We start from the raw sequence: 19913 nt of genomic DNA, 5'->3' as shown, positions 1-19913 counted from the left end.
GCCAGCAAAAGTGGCAGCTCTCACGCTGGCACCGCGGGGCCCCGCATGTGGAGGGCCGCTCAGGACCGCCCGGGGCCCAATGGTCCCTGCCGAGGGAATCCTGCCCTGCCCGAGCACTCGAGCCGGGTCCGACCGGTCCCGGCTGAGACCCATTCGGCCCTCCTCACTCCGGTACGGCCGGCGGATCGTGGTCTCTGAACGACCTCCGGCATTGCGTCCGTGCGGGTCGGCGAGACGGCAGGAGGAGCCTCCATGAAGCACATCAGAGTGGGAGACCTGATGACCGACGAGGTCGTCTCGGTCGTCCCCGCCACCTCCTTCAAGGAGGTCGCGAAGCTGCTCGCCCAGTACAACATCAGCGGACTGCCGGTGCTCGACGAAGAGGACCAGGTCGTCGGCGTCGTCTCCGAGAGCGACCTGGTGAACCGACAGGCCGCGAGACACCTCGTGCCGAGCGACGGACCAGACGCCGGCACAGGGACCGGCACCGGGACCGCAGTGTCGTCGGGAGCGGAATTCATGGCTGCCGAGGTCATGTCGACACCGGCGGTGACCGTCCACGCAGACGAGACCGCACCGGACGCCGCTCGGCTGATGATGCGTAGTGGCGTGGAGAGGCTGCCGGTCGTGGACGACGAGGACCGGCTCGTCGGTATCGTCACGCGCCGGGATCTGCTCCGCCTGTTTCTGCGCCCCGACGCGGAGATACGACGACGCATCATCGAGGACGTAGTTGTGGGCACCATGGGGCTCGGAGCCGACGCGGTCGCCGTCCATGTGATCGACGGCGTCGTCACTCTGGAAGGCCAATTGGAGAGCCGGAGCCAGATTGCGATCCTGACGCGCCTTGCAGAACAACTCGACGGGGTGGTCGCGGTCGTAGGCCATGTGACTGCACACGCCGATGCCCCCACACCTGCCCCCCACAGTGTGCCGCGCATGGGCTGACCGGAGAGCTGTGAGACGCACGCCCAAGACACGGTGGGGCTGATCGGCCCCGCAACGGGCCAGATGGCCCCTCCTCCGCTCCTGGCCCGCGGGCCACACTGAGAGTGGGCGACAAAGCTGCGAGACGGGAGGTTCGTGGCATGAAGCACCTCGTGACAGTAGGCGTCGACGGATCCCCCGAGAGCCGGGCGGCCGCCGTTTGGGGTGCCAAAGAGGCGTCCTTGCGGGAGGTGCCGCTGAGGCTCGTCCACGTGATCGACTGGCCCATCAGTCCAGCCGTTCCGCGGTTGGACTGTGACACGGCCGGTCGGTGGGCCGACGAGGCGCTCGCCGCGGCTCTGGAGGATGTACGACGTCGGCACCCGCATCTGGAGATAACCACCCGGTACCTCTCCGGCAGGCCGGCCGCCGCCCTGGCCGTCGAAGCAGTCGGTGCCGACTTGCTCGTCCTTGGTTCTCGCTCCTTGGGCAGCCTGCTGGGCTTCCTCGTCGGCACGGTGGGCACGGCGACCCTTGTAGCCACCGAAACGCCGGTGACCCTCGTACGGGTGGCGGACGTGCCGGAGGACGCCGACCCGAACCGGTACGGCGAGATGATCGTGGGGGTCGACATCCACGAAGCACCCGACAAAGTTCTGGCCTTTGCCTTCGAAGAGGCCGCCCGCCGCAGTTGCGCCTTGCGGGCGATTCACAGCTGGAAGCTTCCCCGCGCCTACAGGTCCTTCCCCAACGTCGACCCCGACAACGAACGGGAAGCAGGTCGGAGTGTCGCGAAGATGCTCGACGAACTACTGGAGCCCTGGCGCCGCAAGTTCCCGTCGGTGAACGTCGACCAGGTCGCGCTCATGGGACCGGCGGGTCCTCACCTCGTCCAGGCCTCGGCGGACGCGGACCTCGTCGTCGTCGGCCGGCACCTTCGCCGGTCCCCTCTGGGTGCGCATCTCGGGCCGGTGGCCCATGCCGTCCTGCATCATGCCGCAGCCCCCGTGGCTGTCGTAGCCCACAGCTGACAGCCCCGAATGAAAGGGAAAACGGACCATGTTGCACCGCACTGTCTCCGAAGTCATGACCCGGGACGTGGCCACGGCCAGCCCCGAGGCGACACTCAAGTCGGTCGCCTGGAGCCTCGACTACAACGATGTCTCGGCTCTGCCCGTTGTGGACACCCGCCATCACCCCATCGGCATCATCTCCGAAGCCGATCTGCTCCGCAGACAAGCCGGGCTGCCGGACACAGAGGGCCGTGACCAAATGCGCGAGACGGCCGCTGTGGACCGCCGCATCATGGACGCCCGCACAGCTGGCGAACTGATGTCCACGCCCGTGCTGACGGCCCGGCCTGACTGGGGCATCGTCGAAACAGCCCGCTTCCTGAACGCGCGCGGGGTCAAACGCCTTCCGGTGATCGACGACACAGGAACACTCATGGGCATCGTCAGCCGGTCCGACTTGCTGCGGCCGATGCTCCGCCGCGACGACGCCATACACGATGAGATCGTCGACGAGGTGCTGGGCCGAACTCTCCGGATGACGCCAGGGGGCGTCACAGTAACCGTGCAAGAAGGGGTCGTCACCCTGAGCGGCACGATCGAGGAACACTCAACAATTCCGATTATTGAACACCTGTGCCTTTCCGTCGATGGTGTCGTCAGCATCGACCAGTACCTCGAATACGCGGTGGAGGACCTGCCCCCGGATTCAGCGCGTGATACAGACGACCGCTGAGCGCTCACACCATGGGACGGAAAGAGCCGACCGCTTCTCGCGGTTCCCGATCGTGCGGTGCACGGCCGCCAGCCGCTTCTCCGCATCCTCGCAATGACTCTTTCCGTCAATTTCATGAAAGCACCGTTCGCGTCAGGACAACAGGGCCGAACAGTCCCCTGTGGACCCCGGGTGGTCCTGCCGCCGGCAGACAACGCTGCCGACGCTGGGACATATAGGGCCGTTCGTTCTCGGAGGAATCATGAAACAAATGCGTACCGTCGATGACGTGATGACGCATGCCGTTATCTCGGTCAACCGCACAGCGCCGTTCAAGGACATCGTGAAGACCATGCGGCAATGGCGGATGAGCGCTCTGCCCGTCCTGACGGACGAGGGACAAGTCGTTGGCGTGGTCTCCGAAGCAGACCTTCTGCTCAAAGCGCAAGGCGGGGACGAGTCCCGCGCCGTCTCCGCCGGTCAACTCATGACCGTACCCGCCGTGACGGTTACCCGAAATGCAAGCATCGCGGGTGCCGCTCGGCTGATGGCCCGCGGCCACCTCAAGCGGCTGCCCGTTGTCGACGACGACGGCCGCCTGATCGGGCTGGTCAGCCAGGGTGACCTTCTGAAGATCTATCTCCGCCCGGACGAGGACATCGCCGAAGAACTGCGTGAATTGATCATGGCTGAACTCATCCCGTCCGGCTCGGCAACCGTGCACGTCCAGGTGTCCGACGGTGCCGTCCGCCTGGACGGCTGCATCCCCGACCCATTGCTCAACGACGTGCTGGTCCGTGTCGCGCGCACGGTGCCGGGAGTCGTGGACGTCACGGCCCGGCTCGACGTCGAAGTCCCCGCCTGAAGGAGAGGGACGATGAGGCATCGCAGAGTCTTCGACATGATGACGCCGACGGTCGTAAGCGTCCAGCGCGGCACCACGTTCAAGGAAATCGCCCGGCTCCTCGACGAGTTCGACATAACCGCGGTGCCCGTCGTGGACGAGGACGATCGTCCCGTAGGCGTCGTCTCCGAAGCCGACCTGCTCCACAGTCGCAGCTCCAGGGGCCGCGCGAACACCGCCGTCGATCTCATGAATCACCCGGCGATCACTGCGGCGCCCGAGTGGAACGTCGTCCGCGCGGCCCGTGTCATGGAGAAGGACAAGATCAAGAGATTGCCCGTTGTCGACGGCGAAGGCCGGCTGATCGGCGTCCTGAGCCGCAGCGACCTCCTACAACTCTTCCTGCGCCGGGATCACGCAATCCAGGAAGAGATCCTCGAAGACGTTCTGACGCACACACTCCGGCTCAGCCCCTCGTCTCTGACCGTCGAGGTCGCCGACGGTCTCGTGACCCTCAGCGGCACCGTGAGACGGCGAAGCCTCGTCCCCGTCATCCTGCGCCTGTGCCGGAGCGTCGATGGCGTCGTGGACGTGATCAATCGGCTCAGCTACGAGCAGGACGACATGCCGGTCGATGCACGGACGGGCACCCAAGGGTAGGAGAGGGCCGTGACTCGCCAAGACTGCCGGTGCGCGGTGATGAGCCGCGCGGTTGTCAGCGCCGTGGAAACACCTCCTCCAGATATCCGCAAGAACGAATCCCGTGGCCGCAAGCCAGTCCCTGTCCGAGGAAGGCCATCATGAACCAACGTATTGTCGTCGGCCTCGACGGATCCACAGAAAGCATCGCGGCGGCCCGTTGGGCCGCGCGCGAGGCGCTCCTTCGCAATGCGCCGCTGCACCTTGTCCATGCCGAAGAATGGTCGTCGCCTCCCGGCATCCCTGCCGCCAGTTCCGACGTGCGTCGCCCGTGGACGGAGGCCCTCCTGCGCAAGGCTTATGACGGTCTCCGAGGAGAACACCCGCAACTGGACATCACCACCGAGTCGTTCGATGGTCGACCGGCTGACTCGCTGGTCGGTGTGGCAGCGAGCGCGGGCATGCTCGTCCTCGGCTCCCGAGGACTGGGCACGCTCACGGGATTCGTCCTCGGTTCCGTCGGCATGGCGGTCATTCAGGCCGCGGAGCGGCCCATTGTCCTGGTGCGCGCGGCAGAGGACGCAATGCCGCACGCCCAGGGGCGGCACGCGGACCGCGACATGGTCGTGGGCATCGACATCAGCCGGCCGTGCGACGCTCTCCTCGCCTTCGCATTCGACGAGGCGTCACGGCGGGCCTGCACACTCCGTGCTCTGCACAGCTGGATGCTTCCCCCGCTGGCGGGGTCCGGATTCGCGTACAACCCGGAAGTCACTGCGCAGATCACTCAAAGCATGAACACCGGTCTGGACGACATGCTGAAGCCCTGGCGGGACAAGTACCCGACGGTCCACATCGACGCGCAGGCGACGGTCGGCAGTGCCTCCGAGCAGCTCTTGGAGACAGGGTCCGAAGCAGGCCTCATAGTCGTCGGCCGTCGCATCCGCCGGTCCTCGATCGGCGCACACATCGGACCGATCACTCACGCGGTCCTCCATCACGCCACCTCACCTGTCGCCGTCATCGCGCACGAATAGGCCGCGGCCGCGACGCGCATCGTTGCTGTAGCCACCACTCAGGTGAAGCTGGGTCTTGACTTCCGGCGAGATCCTCAGACCGCTCAGCCGAAACGGGCACGCGTGACCAGCCCCTCACGTTCTCCGTCAACGGGCACACCGCGCGCAGGTGAGCCTCCGGAACATGCGTCAGGGCTGTGTTTTTCGGTGTGCGCGTCGGACCCAACGCCGCAGTTCGTCCGTACCCCAGACAAGCACGGGGAAGGTAGCAATCAAGGCGACGACGTCGGGGGGCAGGGCGGCCGTACCGAACAGCCCTTGGAAGAGCGGCACATAGACGAGTACTGCGGTGAAGGCCAGCTCGAAGGCGATACCGGCCAAGAGCAGGGGGTTGGTGAACAGGCCGATGTCTCGCAGCGCGGCGTGGTCGGTGCGGGCGGCCATCGCAGTGCCGACCTGGCAGGTGACGATGCCGGCGAACGTGGCGGTGGTCGCGGTGATGTACGCGTGGTGCAGCGCCGTGCCGGGGCCTGTCGCACTGCCGGGGTGCCAGCCCGCCCGCCACAGCACATAGAAGAAGGCGGTCATGATCAGAGCGGCGGAGACCGCGCCTAGTCGGCCCCAGCTGCGGAGAAGCATGTCGCGGGAAATCACTCCCTGCGAACTCGGGCGTGGTGGGCGGCTCATGACACCCGGCTCGGCTCGTTCGCGGCCGAGTGCGAGCGCCGGGAGAGTCTCGGTACCGAGGTCGATGGCCAGGATCTGCAGCACGGTCAGCGGCAGTGGTACGGCACCGGCAGAGAGCGCGAAGACCAGGAAGGGGACGACTTCGGGGGTGAGGTGGGCAAAAATGTAGACGATGAACTTGCGCACGTTGTCGTAGACCCGACGCCCCGACTCGATGGCATCGACGATGGTGGCGAAGTTGTCGTCGGTCAGCACCATGGTCGCAGCCTCACGGGCGACATCTGTGCCGGAGCGGCCCATGGCGACACCGATGTGTGCCCTGTGGAGGGCGGGGGCGTCGTTGACGCCGTCGCCTGTCATGGCGACGATCTGCCCGTGGGCGCGCAGGGTGTCGGCCACTTTCAGCTTGGTCTCGGGTGAGGAGCGCGCGAAGACGACCTCTGCGTTCCCGTGTGCCAGGACCTGGTCGAGGTCGTGGTCGCCGATCGACTCGGACTGCGCCACCACGTGCAGGCTCGGTTCTCCGATGCCCACTTCACGGGCTACTGCCGCGGCGGTGGCACCGTTGTCGCCAGTGACGATGTGGACGCGGAGTCCGGCCTCGTGACAGCGGCGAACGGCGTCCGCGACTTCGGGCCGTGGCGGGTCGTACAGGCCGACAAGGCCCAGGAGCCGCAATTCTGTCTCCGCATCCTGGCGCCGGGCCGACGGCTCGGAACCTGAGGACAGCTCACGGCCGGCGACGGCCAACACGCGCATGCCGTCATGCGCGAGTTCGTCCGCCGCAGCCAACGCTGCCGCACCGCGGCCGTCGGACAGGCAGCGGGACACCGATTCCGGTGCGCCCTTGACGATGACGTGCAGATGCTGCGCATCGTCACCCTGGACGACCGACATCAGGCGCAGCCGTGGGTCGAAGTGGAAGAGGGCGTGACGCCCGGAGTCCCGCTGGTCGAGGTCGACGGGAGCGGCGTGGGCCGCGGCACCCTCGATCAGGGCGATCTCTGTGGGATCTCCGTGCAGTTCGCCCTGGGCGTCGCGGGAGACGGTGGTACACAGTGCGCTGGTTCGCGCCAGCGCTCCCGCCCAGGGGCCGTTTTCCCTGCCGTGCTCCGGCGTCCACACGGCTTGGAGCTTCATGCGGTTCTGGGTGAGAGTGCCTGTCTTGTCCGTGCAGATGACGTTTGTGGATCCGAGCGTCTCCACGGCGCTCAGGCGTTTGATCACCGCTCCTTCGCGGGCGAGTACGCGCACGCCGACAGCAAGTGCGAGGGTGATGGTCGGCAGCAAGCCCTCGGGCACGTTGGCGACGAGCAGGCCGATCGCGAACATGAGGGAGTCAGTCAGCGGCAGCCCCACGGCGACACCGGCCATCAGGAACACCACGCCCATGGCAACCGCTACGGCTGCAATGAGCCAGGCGACCTTCTTGACCTGCTTCTCCAGGGGGCTGGGGTCACGTCGGGTGCGCTGGCTCAGCGCGGCGATACGTCCGAGCTCCGTGTGGTCGCCGGTGGCGAACACGATCGCCCGGGCCTGGCCCCCCGTGCACGTGGTGCCGCTGAAGATGAGGTTGGGCTCCTGCAACAGCGGTGCCCCGACGAGTCCGGGACCGGCGATGCGTTCGGCAGGCGCGGACTCACCGGTCAACATCGACAGGTCGACTTCAATGGCGCCGTCGGCCAGACGTGCGTCGGCGGGGACCTTGGCACCCTCTTCGAGAACGACCAGGTCTCCCGGCACCAGTCCCCTCGCTGCTACGGTCGACGGGTGGCCGTCCCGGATCACCATGGCCTGCTCGGGCAAGTATTTCGCCAGCGTCTCCACCGCCCGTTCGGCCTGCCGCTCCTGAAGGAGCGCAAACCCCGCGTTGACGATGACGACGGCGACAATGGCCCAGCCGAGCACCGGGATGCCGGCGACGAACGCCAGCGCCGCGGCCGCCCAGAGCAGCAGGGCGAGCGGGTGGACCAGCTGCCGGACGAGTTCGCGCCCCAAGGATGACCTCGCCTTGCGGCGGACCTCGTTGGGACCGTAGACGGCGAGGCGGCGGGCCGCCTCCCGTGCGGAAAGGCCGCTCGCCCCTGTGCCGAGTTCGCGCCGCAACAACGGCAGGGGCTCCAGTGGGTCGGGGCTCAGCAGCGGACCCTGGCCGGTGGTGTGTGGGGTGGTGTCGGCCTCAGTCATCTTCCACTCCCGCCCCCGCCGCGGCCGGTCGGCCCAGCGAGGGTGCGACGTGCCAGTGGCCGTGCTGTCGGTCAGCGGCGCGTCGCAACTCGTTCGCACGGCAGCCGAACAACCGCCGCACCTGCCGATCCGTCACGACTCGGCGTCACCGTTGGTTGTGGCCCTCTTGACGGGGATGCTGCGTGCCGTGTCTGGTACGTCAGGCTCCATCGCTACGCGCACCGTGAGAATGCCGTCCTCGTACTCTGCCTCGACCCCCTCGGACGGAATCTGAGCCGGCAGGCGAACGGTGCGGTGGAAGGAGCCGTAACGGAACTCCGAGTGATCCTTCTCCTCCTTGCTCTCAGTGTGTTCGGCGCTGACGGTGAGGGTGTCGCCCTCGACCGTGATGTGGATGTCCTTCGTGGGGTCCATCCCGGGGAGCTCGGCGCGCAGCACGTACATTCCCTGCTGGCTGGTCACCTCGATCGGGATCAGGTGGACTCCGGCCATCGGCCGCCACATCGGGATGCGGGGAAAGTCGGTTCCGAACCAGTCCATGAGGTCAGGGAAGAGGTGGCGCCTGCGCTCCATCTGGGTTCCGGACATGGTGTCCTCCGTCTCCAGCGCCTTGGCGGCGCTTTCCGCGGTGTCGGGCTCAGTTTCAGTCGCCGGACGTCAAGCCCGCTTGGGGCGATCAAGTCCCGAATGGGCCGTTCGGTCCTCTCCGTGCAGGCTCAGTTCGGCAGCAGCCACGTGCTGCTTCACCGCGGCGAAGCTGTCGGGTGCCACTGAGATCGAGTCGATGCCGGTCTTCACCAGGAATTCAGTGAAGGCGGGGTCGTCGCTGGGGCGTTGGCCGCAGAGGCCGACCGTGCAGCCGACGGACTGGGCGCGCGGAACCAGCGTTTGGATGCTGCGCGTGACCGCGGGGTTGGTCTCGTCGAAGACATGGGCGAGGGCTTCGGAGTCGCGGTCGACGCCCAGGGTGAGCTGGGTCAGGTCGTTGCTCCCGATGGAGAAGCCGTCAAAGCGCTCGGCGAAGTCCTCGGCCAGGATGATGTTGGACGGGATCTCCGCCATGACGTACACCTTGAGGCTGTTCTCGCCCCTGCGCAGCCCCTGCTCCGCCATGACGGCCAGAACCCGGTCGGCCTCTTCGAGGGTGCGGCAGAAGGGAATCATGATGATGACGTTCGTCAGGCCGAAGTCGTCGCGAACCCGTCGCAGTGCCCGGCATTCCAGGGCGAATCCTTCGCGATAAGCGTCACTGTAGTAGCGGCTCGCGCCGCGCCAGCCGATCATCGGATTCGCTTCGACCGGTTCGAAGGCCCGCCCTCCGAGCAGCCGCGCATACTCGTTGGTCTTGAAGTCGCTGGTCCGTACGACGACCGGGTCGGGCCATCGAGATGCGGCGATGCGGGCCACACCGTACGCCAGTCGGTCGACGAAGTACCGGCCGCGGTCGAGGCAACCCTCGGTGAGTTGCTCTATGGCGCAGCGGTCGTGCTGGTCCACTCGGTCGGGGTGCAGCAGAGCCATGGGGTGGGCCTTGACCTGGTGGGCGACGATGAACTCCAGGCGCGCTAGCCCGACGCCGTCGGCGGGCAGGCGCCACCAGCGGAAGGCGGCGGACGGATCAGCGAGATTGAGCATCACGCGGGTCCGGGTGGCAGGGAGTTCGGCGAGATCGGTTTCGCGCTCCTCGTAGGCCAACAGCCCCGCGTAGACCTGACCGCGAGCACCCTCGGCACAGGAGACGGTCGCCTCATGGCCTGTGCACAGCAACTCGGTGGCCCGGCCGGTGCCGACGACGGCTGGGACACCGAGTTCGCGGCTGACGATGGCGGCATGCGAGGTCCGCCCGCCATGGTCGGTGACGATCGCCGAGGCACGCTTCATGACCGGTTCCCAGTCCGGGTCGGTGATGCCGGTGACGAGCACCCCGCCGGTCGGGAAGCGGTCGAGATCCACAGGCGAGTCGAGGACGACGACCGGACCGGACCCGATGGCTTCGCCGACCGCTATGCCCTCGATGAGGCTCTCCCCCGGGCTGACGGTCAGGCGACAGCGACGCAGCGTCGTTGTACGGCGCCGGGACTGTACGGTTTCGGGGCGGGCCTGGACGATCGCCAGCTCGCCGGTCAGTCCGTCCTTGGCCCATTCCAGGTCCATGGGGCATCCGTAGTGCTCCTCGACGGTCATCGCCCATACGGCCAGTTGCCGGACTTCCGCAACTGTCAGGACAGGTCGCGAGCGCTCCTCGCCGGTCGTGTCGACGGTCCGGGTCAGGCCGTGCTCGCCATAGACCGCCTTCTTCCGCTTCGCTCCGATCCGTACATCGATCACGGCATCCAGTGCCGGGTCCTTCAGGCTCGGCTTGAAGACCGTGTGCTCGTCAGGGTCGACCTGGCCACTGACGACGGTCTCGCCCAGGCCCCACGCCGCGCTGACCACGATGACCTCGGGGAAGCCGCTTTCGGGGTCGAGGGTGAAGATCACTCCGGCGCCCGCGAGGTCCGAGCGGACCATGATCTGAACGCCGACGGAGAGAGCGACCGAAAGGTGGTCGAAGCCCGTCCGCTCCCGGTAGTCGATCGCGCGGTCGGTGAACAATGAGGCATAGCAGCGGTGGCAGGCCTGCAACAGCTGGGCAGGCCCGCGGACGTTCAGGTAGGTCTCCTGCTGGCCGGCGAAACTTGCCTCTGGCAGGTCCTCGGCGGTAGCACTACTGCGCACGGCGACTTCGGGATCCTCGCGGCCCTGGTCGCGCGCGAGCCTCTCGTACGCGGTGACGATCTCGCTCCCCAGTCCGGTCGGCAGCTCCTCAGCCATGATCATCGACCGGATCGCCACCCCCACCTCATCCAGCCCGGCCCCTTCGTGCAGACGCCCGATCTGCGCTGCGATCCGCGCACGCAGTCCGTGGCCGTCGAGCAAATCTCTGTACGCGTCCGCCGTCGTCGCGAAACCAGGAGGCACCCGCACGCCTGCAGATGCCAGATGTGCGGTCATCTCTCCCAGGGAGGCGTTCTTGCCACCGACACAGCCGACATCCTGCCGACCGAGCTCTGCGAACGGTACGACCCGTCGAGCGGTTGCCATGATGTCCTCCGCCGTATGTGCGGTAGCCGGGGGTTCAGTAGGGCATCGACCGACCGAAGAGGGTACGCAGATCCAGCTGCGGGCGCTTGCGCGGCTGCCTCGGCCGCATCTGCATCCGAGTGCGCTGCATCGTTGTCACCTCTCCGGGAGGCGGAGCCCAAGACGGCGTTCGACTTCCACGATCGCTCCGGAGGCGCCGTCGCCGCAGTGCCGAGGGGACCAGAAGCACGGGGCCGAGTGGGCTGTACGGAGGGGACCGACCGGCCCATCGGAAAGAGCAGCCCGGAGCCGGTGACCACCGAAGGGCACACACATCTCACAACGGCGTCTGCTACGCGTCCCGGTACAGACGGTCAAGGTCGACGAGCATGACCTCGCCACGAGCATGCGCCGCATGGAGCTCGGGGCTGAACCCCGAAGCACCGTAGAGGGCCAGTCGGACGTGGCTTACATCCTCAAGGGAATTGAGTCCATCCAAGATGCACCGCAGACGTTGCAGATGGTGGATGTCCATGCCGGTGTGCCATCGTGCGAGCCCCACCGACAGAAGGGAACCGGTCATTGGCCCGTCCTGCCGGCGGACCACGACCTCGGCATCCAGCCCGGCCGTCGCCGACGGGTCGCTGAGGGAGCCGTACGACGCCGTGACATGGTCGGCACCGAAGACAGCCGAGTCGGCGAAGCGGACCGCCCACTCCCGGCAGACTTGAGCAAACTGCGGTCCGGCGACAAGAGAGTTGAAATCGGCTCGCGCGCCTGCCCACACCGTCTCGGCGTCGCTTTGCTCAAGAGCGGCCCTGCGTGGGCGCGCCAAGGCGTGCTCGAACGCGAGGAGCGGGTCCGCGATGCGATGACGCTTGACCCCCGGCTGCAGCCCATCCGTCTGCGATTGAAGCAGACCGTGGTCGCGGAGGAGGGCGAGGGTCCGGGAGGCATCTGTGAGCTGCTGTCCCAGGAAGGTGGCGATTTCGCCGTGGGTCGTGCAGCCTCTGGCCAGGGCGGCGAGTACGGAGTGACAAACCCCGTGGCTCCAAGGCCCGGTCTCCTCGTCGAGGAGATGGCGAGCCTCGTGGAAAAGCGGCGTGCGCGGATTCAGGACGGTGCGGCAGACCCAGGCATCGAAGTCGTCACGATCGACAGGAACATCGTCGTCGACGTAGTCGTGCCGATAGGCGGGCGTCCCGCCGACGACCGTGTAGACGAGAAAGGCGAGCCTCGGGTCATCGATGCCCCACAGTTGCGCCGTCTTGCGGAAGTCCAGGGGCTGGATGTCGAGCTTCAGAGCGGCGAGTGCGTGCAGCGGCGAGGAGTGCGCGAACAGCCGGATCATGACCGGTGCGGTCTCACCACCGAGCAGCAATCGCGCACGGCTTTCCAGTGGCGGTCTGTCGAGGTGCCGGAGGGCTCCGTGGATGACAGAGGGCAAAGCCGGGCTCGCCGCGACAAGGTCGGGGAACGAGTCGATGATGACGGGCAGCGGCCGGGTGTCACCCAGCGCCAGCAAGGCATCGATGCCTTCCTTCCAATCACGCCAGTGGCTGGGCTGTGCGACCTGCCGGTATCGCGCGTACTCCTCGCCCAACCTGCGCAAGGACTCGGCTTGTGTGGCTTCCTGTCCACAGAAATAGAACCCGCCCGTGGCGCGTGCCACCGATTCCAGCAGGAGAGTCTTGCCCTGGCGGGGCCGGCCCATGACGACGCCGAGGCCCGTTCCCGGATGCGGATCGCTCGAGAAGGCCATCAAGGCTGCCCATTCGTCTTCCTTGTCGAAGAGGCGATCGGGCCTGGCTGAGCGTTCAGGGTCCACGATCGAGGGCTGCTGCTGTCCGTGTACGGCATTCACACCATGCACCTCCGGAACCAGCTGAGAGCTACTCCATTCTCGGGCTCGCGGCCGTCGAGCGCGCGCTGTACCGACCATCGTTGTCACGACGAAGAGAGCGCACGGGCAGACGAAACCAACGTTGTTCCCCCGCGGCCACGGTCACCAGCCGCTCGCCGGGTAGACACACGGGCAGAGGGGGATTGAGTCGCGAGTGAGGCACGCGAATCCCCAACCGGCCAGGCAGAAACTGGACGCGGATATCCCGGTGCCCGCGGTAACAGAACGTGAACGAGCAGCGCGGCACCTCCCGGAGCGGGACCGGGTCGATGCGGAGTCCGTCCGGGCCTGCCTCCAGTCCTGCGACGACCCGTTCGACGAGATCGAGGGTGCCGGCCATGGCACCCAGGTGGATACCTTCGCCGGTGGTGCCGCCCTGAATATCTGCCACGTCGCTGAGCAGGGCTTCCTCCCAGTACCGCCAGGCGTCCGGACCCTTCTGGCGGGCGAGGACCCAGCCATGCACCAGGCTGCTGAGGGTCGATCCGTGACTGGTACGAGTCAGGTAGTAATTGACGGTCGTGCGCCACACTTCGTCGTCGAACCGGTACCCGAGGCGGTCGAAAAGTTCCTGCAGCTCGGCGGGGCGGAAGAGATAGCCGAGCATGAGTGTGTCGGCCTGCTTGGACGCTTGGTAACGGTTGACCGTATCCCCCTCGGACTCCAGGATCCGGTCGAGGCGGCGGATGTCGGAGTAGCGGGAGCGGTAGGCATCCCAGTCCAGCTCGGCCAGCTCGCCATAGCCTTCGAACTGGCTGATGACATCGCCATGGAACGGTACGTACACCCGGCGGGAGATGTCGTCCCAGCGATTCAGCGTCTCGTCGTCGAGGCCGAGTTGCTCGGCAAGCTCCCTCCGACGGGCAGCAGGCAGGTCATCGAACACTTCGAGTGCGCGTGCGAGCACCCAGGCGGCGGTCACGTTGGTGTACGCGTTGTCATCGATCCCGGGAGCAGCGGCCTCGGGGTAGGCGTCGTGGTACTCGTCCGGGCCTAGCACACCGCGGATGCGGTAGCGGTCGCGATCGGCGTCGTACGTGGCGACGGAGCCCCAGTAGCGGGCGATCCCGAACAACAGCTCTGCCCCTGGGCCTTGGATGAAGCCGGTGTCGCCGGTGCTTTGCCCGTACCGCCAGACGTTCCAGGCGATAGCCGATCCGACGTGGTGCTGCAAGTGCGAGTGGTCGGACAGCCAGCGGCCCGATCGGGGATTCAGGTGCAGTGTCTGCGTCTCCTCAGCACCTGAACTACCGCTCTGCCAGGGGAACATCGCCCCGCTGCAGCCCGCCCGCTGGGCCGCTTTACGGGCCGCGGGAAGACGTCGGTGCCGGTACATGAGAAGGCCTCGGGCCACCTCGGGGAAGTGCAGTGTGAGGTACGGCAGCACGAACAACTCGTCCCAGAAGACATGCCCTCGATACGCCTCGCCGTGCAGGCCCCTGGCGGGCACTCCGACGTCCAACTCTGCCGTGTGCGGGGAAAGCGTCTGAAGGACGTGGAAGAGATGGAGCCTAAGGACGCGGCCCGATTCGCCCGGCACCTGCAGTTCCCCCTGGCTCCACAGACGGTCCCAGGCAGCACGGTGAGAAGCGAGCAGTGCCGCGAACGCCTCCGCGTGTGATGCACGCTCAACGGCAAGAGAGAGGGGGTCACCCAGAGGGCGGTCCAGGGATGTGTACAACACGGCGGACTTGACGACGACCGCGGCACGTCCGCGGGAGACCGGCAGCCTCATACTCTGGACCGTTTTGGTCTCCGTGCAGCTCGCCCCCACTGCGACGAGGGGCCGCGACGACGTTCTGACGGCGACTGCGATCCGGATCCGGGACGAGCTGGTCCGGCAGGACAGCCAGGCGACGCCGTCCGCTTCCACTCCGGCACGGTGGCCCGTGAGGTGGCGTCGACTCAGGCCGCGGTAGCGCTCGACGCCGGCATTGGTGACGTTGCCGTCGATGACGGACTCCACCTCGATCGCACCGCTCCAGCCGTACCCACGGAAGGTGGTCCTCTGGGCGGCGAGGTACGGGTCGCCCATGTGGACGAGTCTGGTGTGGGTGACGCCGAGTCGACGGCCATGGCCGTCGTGGAAAAGCAAGCGGCGGGTGAGAACGCCGCCTCGCAGGTCGAGTGAGACCTTGTAGTGCCGCAGGCTCGGGTCATCGGGCGTGAGCCACTCCCCTGCCGGTCCGTCGTCTGGCAGGCAGCGGTAGCGCAGGCGTGACCAGTCGGGCAGGTTGACCATGTCCTCGTTGACGACCTGCTGGCCTGCGACCTTCGAGGAAAGCCAGTTGCAGCACCCGGCTGCGTAGGTCCCGGGATAGTGAACCGCACCGGCCGGCGACTCGGGCACGGACCCCCGCGTGGCGAACCTGCCGTTACCGAGTGTGCACAGGGATTCGATTGTCCGCTGCTCCTTGGGGTCGTAGCCGTGGAAGTCCCAGGCCCATGTCGTGCTCATGACCGCTCTCCGGTCATGAATGCACGACCCAGCAGCCAGGTCTTGGGCGCACCAGTGCGGTTCGGCGTTTGAAGCCCAGGCCCGGCCGAGGCCGACGAGCGGGCCCACAGGGCGACGATGCCCTGCTTCCGCCCCGGCGCCAGCGGCTTCGACGGCGAACACGCCATGGGCCGCGTCCATGCAGTCTGCCCCGCGCCCTGAAGAACGAGTGACTCCACGAGGCCGCCCCTCTTCCTGCCAATTCTCCGGTGAGGTTTGCCCCCAGGTTGACTCGGCGCAGGTCTGTCGCGCATGGGCCGGTCGGTCCCCGTCCGGACCTGTCGGGCCCATCCCGCCCCGGTGCCGGGAGTGTGATGGTCGAGAGGGCTACCACCCGCCGAAGGAGGGGCCGGCAATGTTCGACACAGACTCGGGCCCGGCCACGCCCTCGTCGAGACCCGCGCTGCTGCGCTTCCTCGGGGGTGTCCGGACCGTCACCGGCAGCAAGTTCCTCATCGAGAGTGACCATGCCCGGGTCCGCCTCGAATGCGGTCTCTTCCAGGGTTTTGCCGACCTGCGCCGCCGCAACTGGGCAAAGCTGCCGTGCGACGCCTCGGACATCCATGCCGTGGTCATCACCCATGCCCACCTGGACCACTGCGGCTACCTGCCCCGACTGGTCCGGAACGGCTTCCGGGGTCCAATCCTGACCAGCGCCCGCACCGCCCGGCTCGCCGAGATCGTGCTCCGTGACAGCGCGCACCTCCAGATGGAGGCGGCCCACCACGCCAATACACACGGCTGGTCCAAGCACCGGCCCGCCAAACCGCTCTATGACGAGACCGACGTCGACACCACCGTGAAGTTCTTCGACCCCGTCCCGGTCGGCAGCGAAATCGAGATCATGGAAGGCACCCGGCTCACACTGCACCACGGTGGACACATCCTCGGCTCGGCCTGGGCCCACCTGACCCTTGAGGACGGCCACACCCTGGCCACCAGCGGAGATCTCGGGCGCCCCGGCCACCCACTGCTGCTGCCACCGGAGCCGTTCAGCGGCGCCGACGTACTACTGATGGAGTCGACGTACGGCGATCGTCACCATGAACCCGAAAAAGCCCACGCCGCATTCGCAGCCGTACTCACGCGTACCCTCGCGCGCGGCGGAACCGTCGTCATCCCGGCCTTCGCGATCGACCGCACCGAGGTTGTCCTCCACGAGCTCGCCGCCCTGCGCCAGGACGGGGTCCTGCCCCGGTCCGTCCCCGTCTATGTGGACAGCCCCATGGCTCTGGCCGCGCTCGACGTCTACCGCGAAGCACTGCGTGCCCGCTCCCCCGAGATCAGGCCCGAGATTCTCGACCACGGCGAGACAGCGATCAGCCCTGACCCGTTTCTGCCCGCGCGAACCGTCCAGGAGTCCATCGACATCAACAGCACGCCCGGTCCCGCCGTCATTGTCTCTTCAGCCGGCATGGCCACCGGCGGCCGGGTCCTGCACCACCTCCACCGGCTCCTGCCCAATCCACGCAACGCCGTCGTCATCGTCGGTTTCGCAGCCGCTGGCACCAGGGCCCGCGACCTGGTCGACGGCGCCCACACACTCAAGATGTTCGGCGATTACGTCCCTGTACGCGCGGAGGTGGCCGACCTACCGCACTTTTCGGCCCACGCTGATGCCGACCAGATCATGGACTGGCTCCGCGGCTCCCTTGCACCACGCACGACCTATCTGGTCCACGGCGAGGAGTCATCGTCCGATGCCCTGCGGGACCGGATCGACCATGAGCTGGATTGGACAGCGGTCGTACCCAAGCCTGGGGAGGCTGTCCTGGTCCGCTGACTGGTACCGAACGACTTGCGCAATCTGACGCCGCGAGACTCTCCCGCACTCCGTTACCCCCAGTGCAAGGCTGCGAGTGAGGGGTTGGAGGCGAACTATGGAGGCTAAGGCGTCTTCGCTCGTCGACATGTCATCCGATGTGACTCGACGCCACGGCCGTAGCGGGCTGCGGGAAATTCTCCCGAGTCGACCACTCGCGCGATCACCGCGGCCTCGGTCGCACCCCAGCGGGCCGCCTGTCGCATCGGCCCGCACCCGTGCTGTTCGCCCTCACGGCAACAGTCGGCCACTCGCCCACACTCACCGAGGAATGTGACATGACCTCTGGCCGGTACACCGTCGACGACGTCATGACCAAGACCGTCGTCACCGTCACTCCCGACGCGCAATTCAAAGAGATCGCCGCCGCCATGGAGCGGTGGAAAGTCACCGCTGTACCCGTCATCGAAGGCGAGGGCCGAGTCGTCGGCGTCGTCTCCGAGGCCGACCTGCTCCCGAAGGAGGAGTTCCACGAGCAGTCGCCCGGCATGATCGAGGATATGCGCCGCCTGGGAGACATCGCCAAGGCTGGCTCGGTCCAGGCTAAGGATCTGATGACGAGCCCCGCCGTCACAGTCAAGCCCGACGCGCCTCTCCCGCAGGCCGCCCGGCTCATGGCCGACCAGCAGGTCAAGCGCCTACCGGTCGTTGACGCCGATGGCAGTCTCAAGGGCATCGTCAGCCGCGCCGATCTCCTCAAGGTTTTCCTGCGCTCAGACGACGAGCTCGCCTCCGAAATTCGTCGTGAGGTCGTCAACCGGCTGTTCCCCGTCGCGCACCAAGACGTGAAGGTCAGCGTCACCTGGGGTGTGGCCACGCTCACCGGTCGCGTCAGCGACGCCACCCTCATTCCCGTCGCCGCCCGGCTCGCTCAGTCCGTGGAAGGCGTGGTCAGCGTGGACTGTCGGCTCGAAGGCCTGACATCCCCCTGAGCCGGAGATCACCTCGCACCCGCGGGTTCCGGGCCGAAGGGTCCCGGCGCCGTCACATCGGCCCGGTAAGCGGATGTTTTCAATGTTGGTGATCGCGAAGGGCAGCCATGGCGTGGCGAGACCGTGAGCTGTGGCTGGGAGAATGCCGGGGCAGTACCACGTTGTTCTCCCAACCCACGGCCGTCCGATCAAGGAAGAGCGCTGATGTCCCCGCAGAACGATCCTTCCTCCGCGTCCCATTTTCCGCCCAAGGAGTTGGTGCACGGCGTCCTCGCTCGCTTCGATACTTACGCCCGGATCCGCGGAGGTCGCGACAGCATCTTCGAGTCATCCCGTACCACCCCGCAGCAGGAGCAGCGCGCCTTTGACGACCTGGCGCAAGCCATTACCCGGCTCCGCAACACCCTCTATTAAGCTAAGGCGGCGTCCCGCGACAGGCATGAGTAAGGGTCTGGACGGTCGCTGTTCCGCCGTATGTCCAGCAACGCATCCTCATACGTCCTCCCGTGAATCCAGCACTGCCTGACCCCGGCGGGGAGTCCATCCGGCCCTGTCGAGGGACGAACGGCCCATTTGTACGGGACTACGAACCGCTCCATGCTGAAGGGGCCATCGACCGTTCCCGATTCTCCGGGAGACCCGCGATGCTCACCAAAAGGCTCGACGAGACCACGTTGACCGACCTAGTCGCCGATGCCACCTCCGCGCCATCCATGCACAACGCCCAGCCCTGGCAGTTCTGCTACGAACGCTCCAGCCGCACCCTCACGCTCCGGGCGGACCTCGACCGTGCGATGCCAGAGGCCGACCCCTCCACCCGCGGACTCCATGTCGGCTGCGGCGCGGCCCTGTTGAACCTGCGGGTATCCGCCGCCTACCTCGGTCTGGACTTGGTCACCACGCTGCTGCCCGAACCGTCGGACCCGTCCCTCCTGGCCGTCGTACGCCTGGGTATCCGCCCCGACTCCGCCCGGAAGCCGGCGGACGAAGCACTCGCGGCCCTCCACCCTGCGATTCGGGACCGGCATACCAGCCGCTATCCGTTCGACGAGCGAGCCATCCCCGAGGACATTCGTGTGCGCTTCGCCGAAGCGGCCCGTATCGAGGGCGCGGACTTCGCCTTCCTGACTCCGACGCATCTGGAGACGGTGCTCGAACTGATCCGGGATGCCGAGGGATACGACCGCAGGGATCCGGCGCGAGAGGCGGAACAGCGCAGCTGGACCCGGGACACAAAAACTGAGGTCCCAGCCGACGGAATTCCGGACTACGCGTTCGGGCCCCGCGACGCTTCCGAAAGGGCGACCGTCCGCGATTTCGCGGGCACCGCCGTTTTCGCAGGCCGAGTACGCGTCCTGTTCGAGAACCGGCCGCAGCTGGCCCTTCTGAGCACCGCGGGCGACCGGGCCGAAGACTGGCTGCGCGCCGGCCAGGCTCTGGAACGCGTCCTGCTCACCGCCACACTCCACCACGTATCCAGCTCATTCGCGACGCAGCCCCTCGAGTGGCCGGACCTTCGATGGATCCTGCGCGACCCGGTCTTCGGCACGGGAAACGCACAGATGATCATCCGCTTGGGATACGGCCCGGCGGGGCCCCACACACCACGCCGCCCCGTAAACCAAGTGCTGACCATCGAACCTTAGAAACCCGGTCGTATGCCACCGCGGC

The 19913-nt window shown here is 67.0% G+C and carries 15 protein-coding genes; 10 read left to right on the top strand and 5 right to left on the bottom strand.

The features are described 5' to 3' along the window. The first annotated feature begins 252 nt into the window (after nt 1-252). The 6 genes from OHB49_RS39570 to OHB49_RS39545 all read left to right on the top strand — a co-directional run bounded on the left by OHB49_RS39570 (nt 253) and on the right by OHB49_RS39545 (nt 5172). On the top strand, nt 253-948 hold the full coding sequence (locus OHB49_RS39570; RefSeq protein WP_327123647.1) for a CBS domain-containing protein: 696 nt from the start codon (nt 253-255) through the stop codon (nt 946-948). A 140-nt stretch (nt 949-1088) separates the two neighbouring features. Further along, nucleotides 1089-1958, top strand: a complete 870-nt coding sequence (locus OHB49_RS39565) for a universal stress protein (protein ID WP_329165758.1) — start codon at nt 1089-1091, stop codon at nt 1956-1958. Nucleotides 1959-1986: 28 nt separating this feature from the next. Continuing rightward, nucleotides 1987-2673 (top strand): CBS domain-containing protein, encoded by a 687-nt coding sequence (locus tag OHB49_RS39560; RefSeq protein WP_326632979.1) that lies wholly within the window; start codon nt 1987-1989, stop codon nt 2671-2673. Between the two features lie 250 nt (nt 2674-2923). Beyond that, nucleotides 2924-3517 (top strand): CBS domain-containing protein, encoded by a 594-nt coding sequence (locus OHB49_RS39555; RefSeq protein ID WP_326632977.1) that lies wholly within the window; start codon nt 2924-2926, stop codon nt 3515-3517. Between the two features lie 12 nt (nt 3518-3529). Next, nucleotides 3530-4156: a CBS domain-containing protein gene (locus OHB49_RS39550; protein ID WP_326632975.1), complete on the top strand. Its 627-nt coding sequence runs from the start codon at nt 3530-3532 to the stop codon at nt 4154-4156. Between the two features lie 140 nt (nt 4157-4296). Then, on the top strand, nt 4297-5172 hold the full coding sequence (locus OHB49_RS39545; RefSeq protein WP_326632974.1) for a universal stress protein: 876 nt from the start codon (nt 4297-4299) through the stop codon (nt 5170-5172). A 168-nt stretch (nt 5173-5340) separates the two neighbouring features. On the opposite strand, the gene OHB49_RS39540 is transcribed toward OHB49_RS39545, so the two are convergent. From OHB49_RS39540 to OHB49_RS39520, 5 genes are all read right to left on the bottom strand, one after another. Beyond that, nucleotides 5341-8025, bottom strand: a complete 2685-nt coding sequence (locus OHB49_RS39540) for a cation-translocating P-type ATPase (RefSeq protein WP_326632972.1) — start codon at nt 8023-8025, stop codon at nt 5341-5343. Nucleotides 8026-8157: 132 nt separating this feature from the next. Next, the gene (locus OHB49_RS39535; protein ID WP_326632970.1) at nt 8158-8613 is read right to left on the bottom strand and encodes an Hsp20/alpha crystallin family protein; all 456 of its coding nucleotides are present in this window, start codon (nt 8611-8613) and stop codon (nt 8158-8160) included. 69 nt (nt 8614-8682) lie between these two features. Continuing rightward, nucleotides 8683-11109, bottom strand: coding sequence for a phosphoenolpyruvate synthase (gene ppsA / locus OHB49_RS39530; RefSeq protein ID WP_329165757.1), 2427 nt, complete (start codon nt 11107-11109; stop codon nt 8683-8685). A 331-nt stretch (nt 11110-11440) separates the two neighbouring features. Then, nucleotides 11441-12952 carry an AAA family ATPase gene (locus OHB49_RS39525; protein ID WP_326632966.1) on the bottom strand — a complete coding sequence of 504 codons (1512 nt, stop codon included), beginning with the start codon at nt 12950-12952 and terminating at the stop codon, nt 11441-11443. Between the two features lie 28 nt (nt 12953-12980). Next, entirely contained in the window at nt 12981-15449 is a 2469-nt protein-coding gene (locus tag OHB49_RS39520) for a glycoside hydrolase family 65 protein (RefSeq protein ID WP_329165755.1), read from the bottom strand. A 394-nt stretch (nt 15450-15843) separates the two neighbouring features. Between OHB49_RS39520 and OHB49_RS39515 the strand changes: the two genes are divergently transcribed. The 4 genes from OHB49_RS39515 (at nt 15844) to OHB49_RS39500 (ending at nt 19888) form a co-directional block, all read left to right on the top strand. Then, nucleotides 15844-17271, top strand: a complete 1428-nt coding sequence (locus OHB49_RS39515) for an MBL fold metallo-hydrolase (protein ID WP_329165754.1) — start codon at nt 15844-15846, stop codon at nt 17269-17271. 350 nt (nt 17272-17621) lie between these two features. Then, complete coding sequence (locus OHB49_RS39510; protein ID WP_433917150.1) at nt 17622-18242, top strand: CBS domain-containing protein; 621 nt, start codon at nt 17622-17624, stop codon at nt 18240-18242. A gap of 204 nt (nt 18243-18446) precedes the next feature. Beyond that, nucleotides 18447-18656 (top strand): hypothetical protein, encoded by a 210-nt coding sequence (locus OHB49_RS39505; protein ID WP_329165752.1) that lies wholly within the window; start codon nt 18447-18449, stop codon nt 18654-18656. Nucleotides 18657-18886: 230 nt separating this feature from the next. Further along, on the top strand, nt 18887-19888 hold the full coding sequence (locus OHB49_RS39500; RefSeq protein WP_326632957.1) for an Acg family FMN-binding oxidoreductase: 1002 nt from the start codon (nt 18887-18889) through the stop codon (nt 19886-19888). Nucleotides 19889-19913: the final 25 nt, after the last annotated feature.

Origin of the sequence: Streptomyces sp. NBC_01717 (assembly GCF_036248255.1) — a bacterium.
GTDB lineage: Bacteria > Actinomycetota > Actinomycetes > Streptomycetales > Streptomycetaceae > Streptomyces.
The sequence above is the reverse complement of the archived record's forward strand: the minus strand, read 5'-3'. Positions and strand labels throughout refer to the sequence as shown.

What these genes read in the sequence shown, in the direction of transcription:
- OHB49_RS39570 (WP_327123647.1), top strand. Translation starts at nt 253, where the DNA reads ATGAAGCACATCAGAGTGGGAGACCTGATGACCGACGAGGTCGTCTCG.
- OHB49_RS39565 (WP_329165758.1), top strand. Translation starts at nt 1,089, where the DNA reads ATGAAGCACCTCGTGACAGTAGGCGTCGACGGATCCCCCGAGAGCCGG.
- OHB49_RS39560 (WP_326632979.1), top strand. Translation starts at nt 1,987, where the DNA reads ATGTTGCACCGCACTGTCTCCGAAGTCATGACCCGGGACGTGGCCACG.
- OHB49_RS39555 (WP_326632977.1), top strand. Translation starts at nt 2,924, where the DNA reads ATGCGTACCGTCGATGACGTGATGACGCATGCCGTTATCTCGGTCAAC.
- OHB49_RS39550 (WP_326632975.1), top strand. Translation starts at nt 3,530, where the DNA reads ATGAGGCATCGCAGAGTCTTCGACATGATGACGCCGACGGTCGTAAGC.
- OHB49_RS39545 (WP_326632974.1), top strand. Translation starts at nt 4,297, where the DNA reads ATGAACCAACGTATTGTCGTCGGCCTCGACGGATCCACAGAAAGCATC.
- OHB49_RS39540 (WP_326632972.1), bottom strand. Translation starts at nt 8,025, where the DNA reads ATGACTGAGGCCGACACCACCCCACACACCACCGGCCAGGGTCCGCTG.
- OHB49_RS39535 (WP_326632970.1), bottom strand. Translation starts at nt 8,613, where the DNA reads ATGTCCGGAACCCAGATGGAGCGCAGGCGCCACCTCTTCCCTGACCTC.
- ppsA (WP_329165757.1), bottom strand. Translation starts at nt 11,109, where the DNA reads ATGGCAACCGCTCGACGGGTCGTACCGTTCGCAGAGCTCGGTCGGCAG.
- OHB49_RS39520 (WP_329165755.1), bottom strand. Translation starts at nt 15,449, where the DNA reads ATGAGCACGACATGGGCCTGGGACTTCCACGGCTACGACCCCAAGGAG.
- OHB49_RS39515 (WP_329165754.1), top strand. Translation starts at nt 15,844, where the DNA reads ATGTTCGACACAGACTCGGGCCCGGCCACGCCCTCGTCGAGACCCGCG.
- OHB49_RS39510 (WP_433917150.1), top strand. Translation starts at nt 17,622, where the DNA reads ATGACCAAGACCGTCGTCACCGTCACTCCCGACGCGCAATTCAAAGAG.
- OHB49_RS39505 (WP_329165752.1), top strand. Translation starts at nt 18,447, where the DNA reads ATGTCCCCGCAGAACGATCCTTCCTCCGCGTCCCATTTTCCGCCCAAG.
- OHB49_RS39500 (WP_326632957.1), top strand. Translation starts at nt 18,887, where the DNA reads ATGCTCACCAAAAGGCTCGACGAGACCACGTTGACCGACCTAGTCGCC.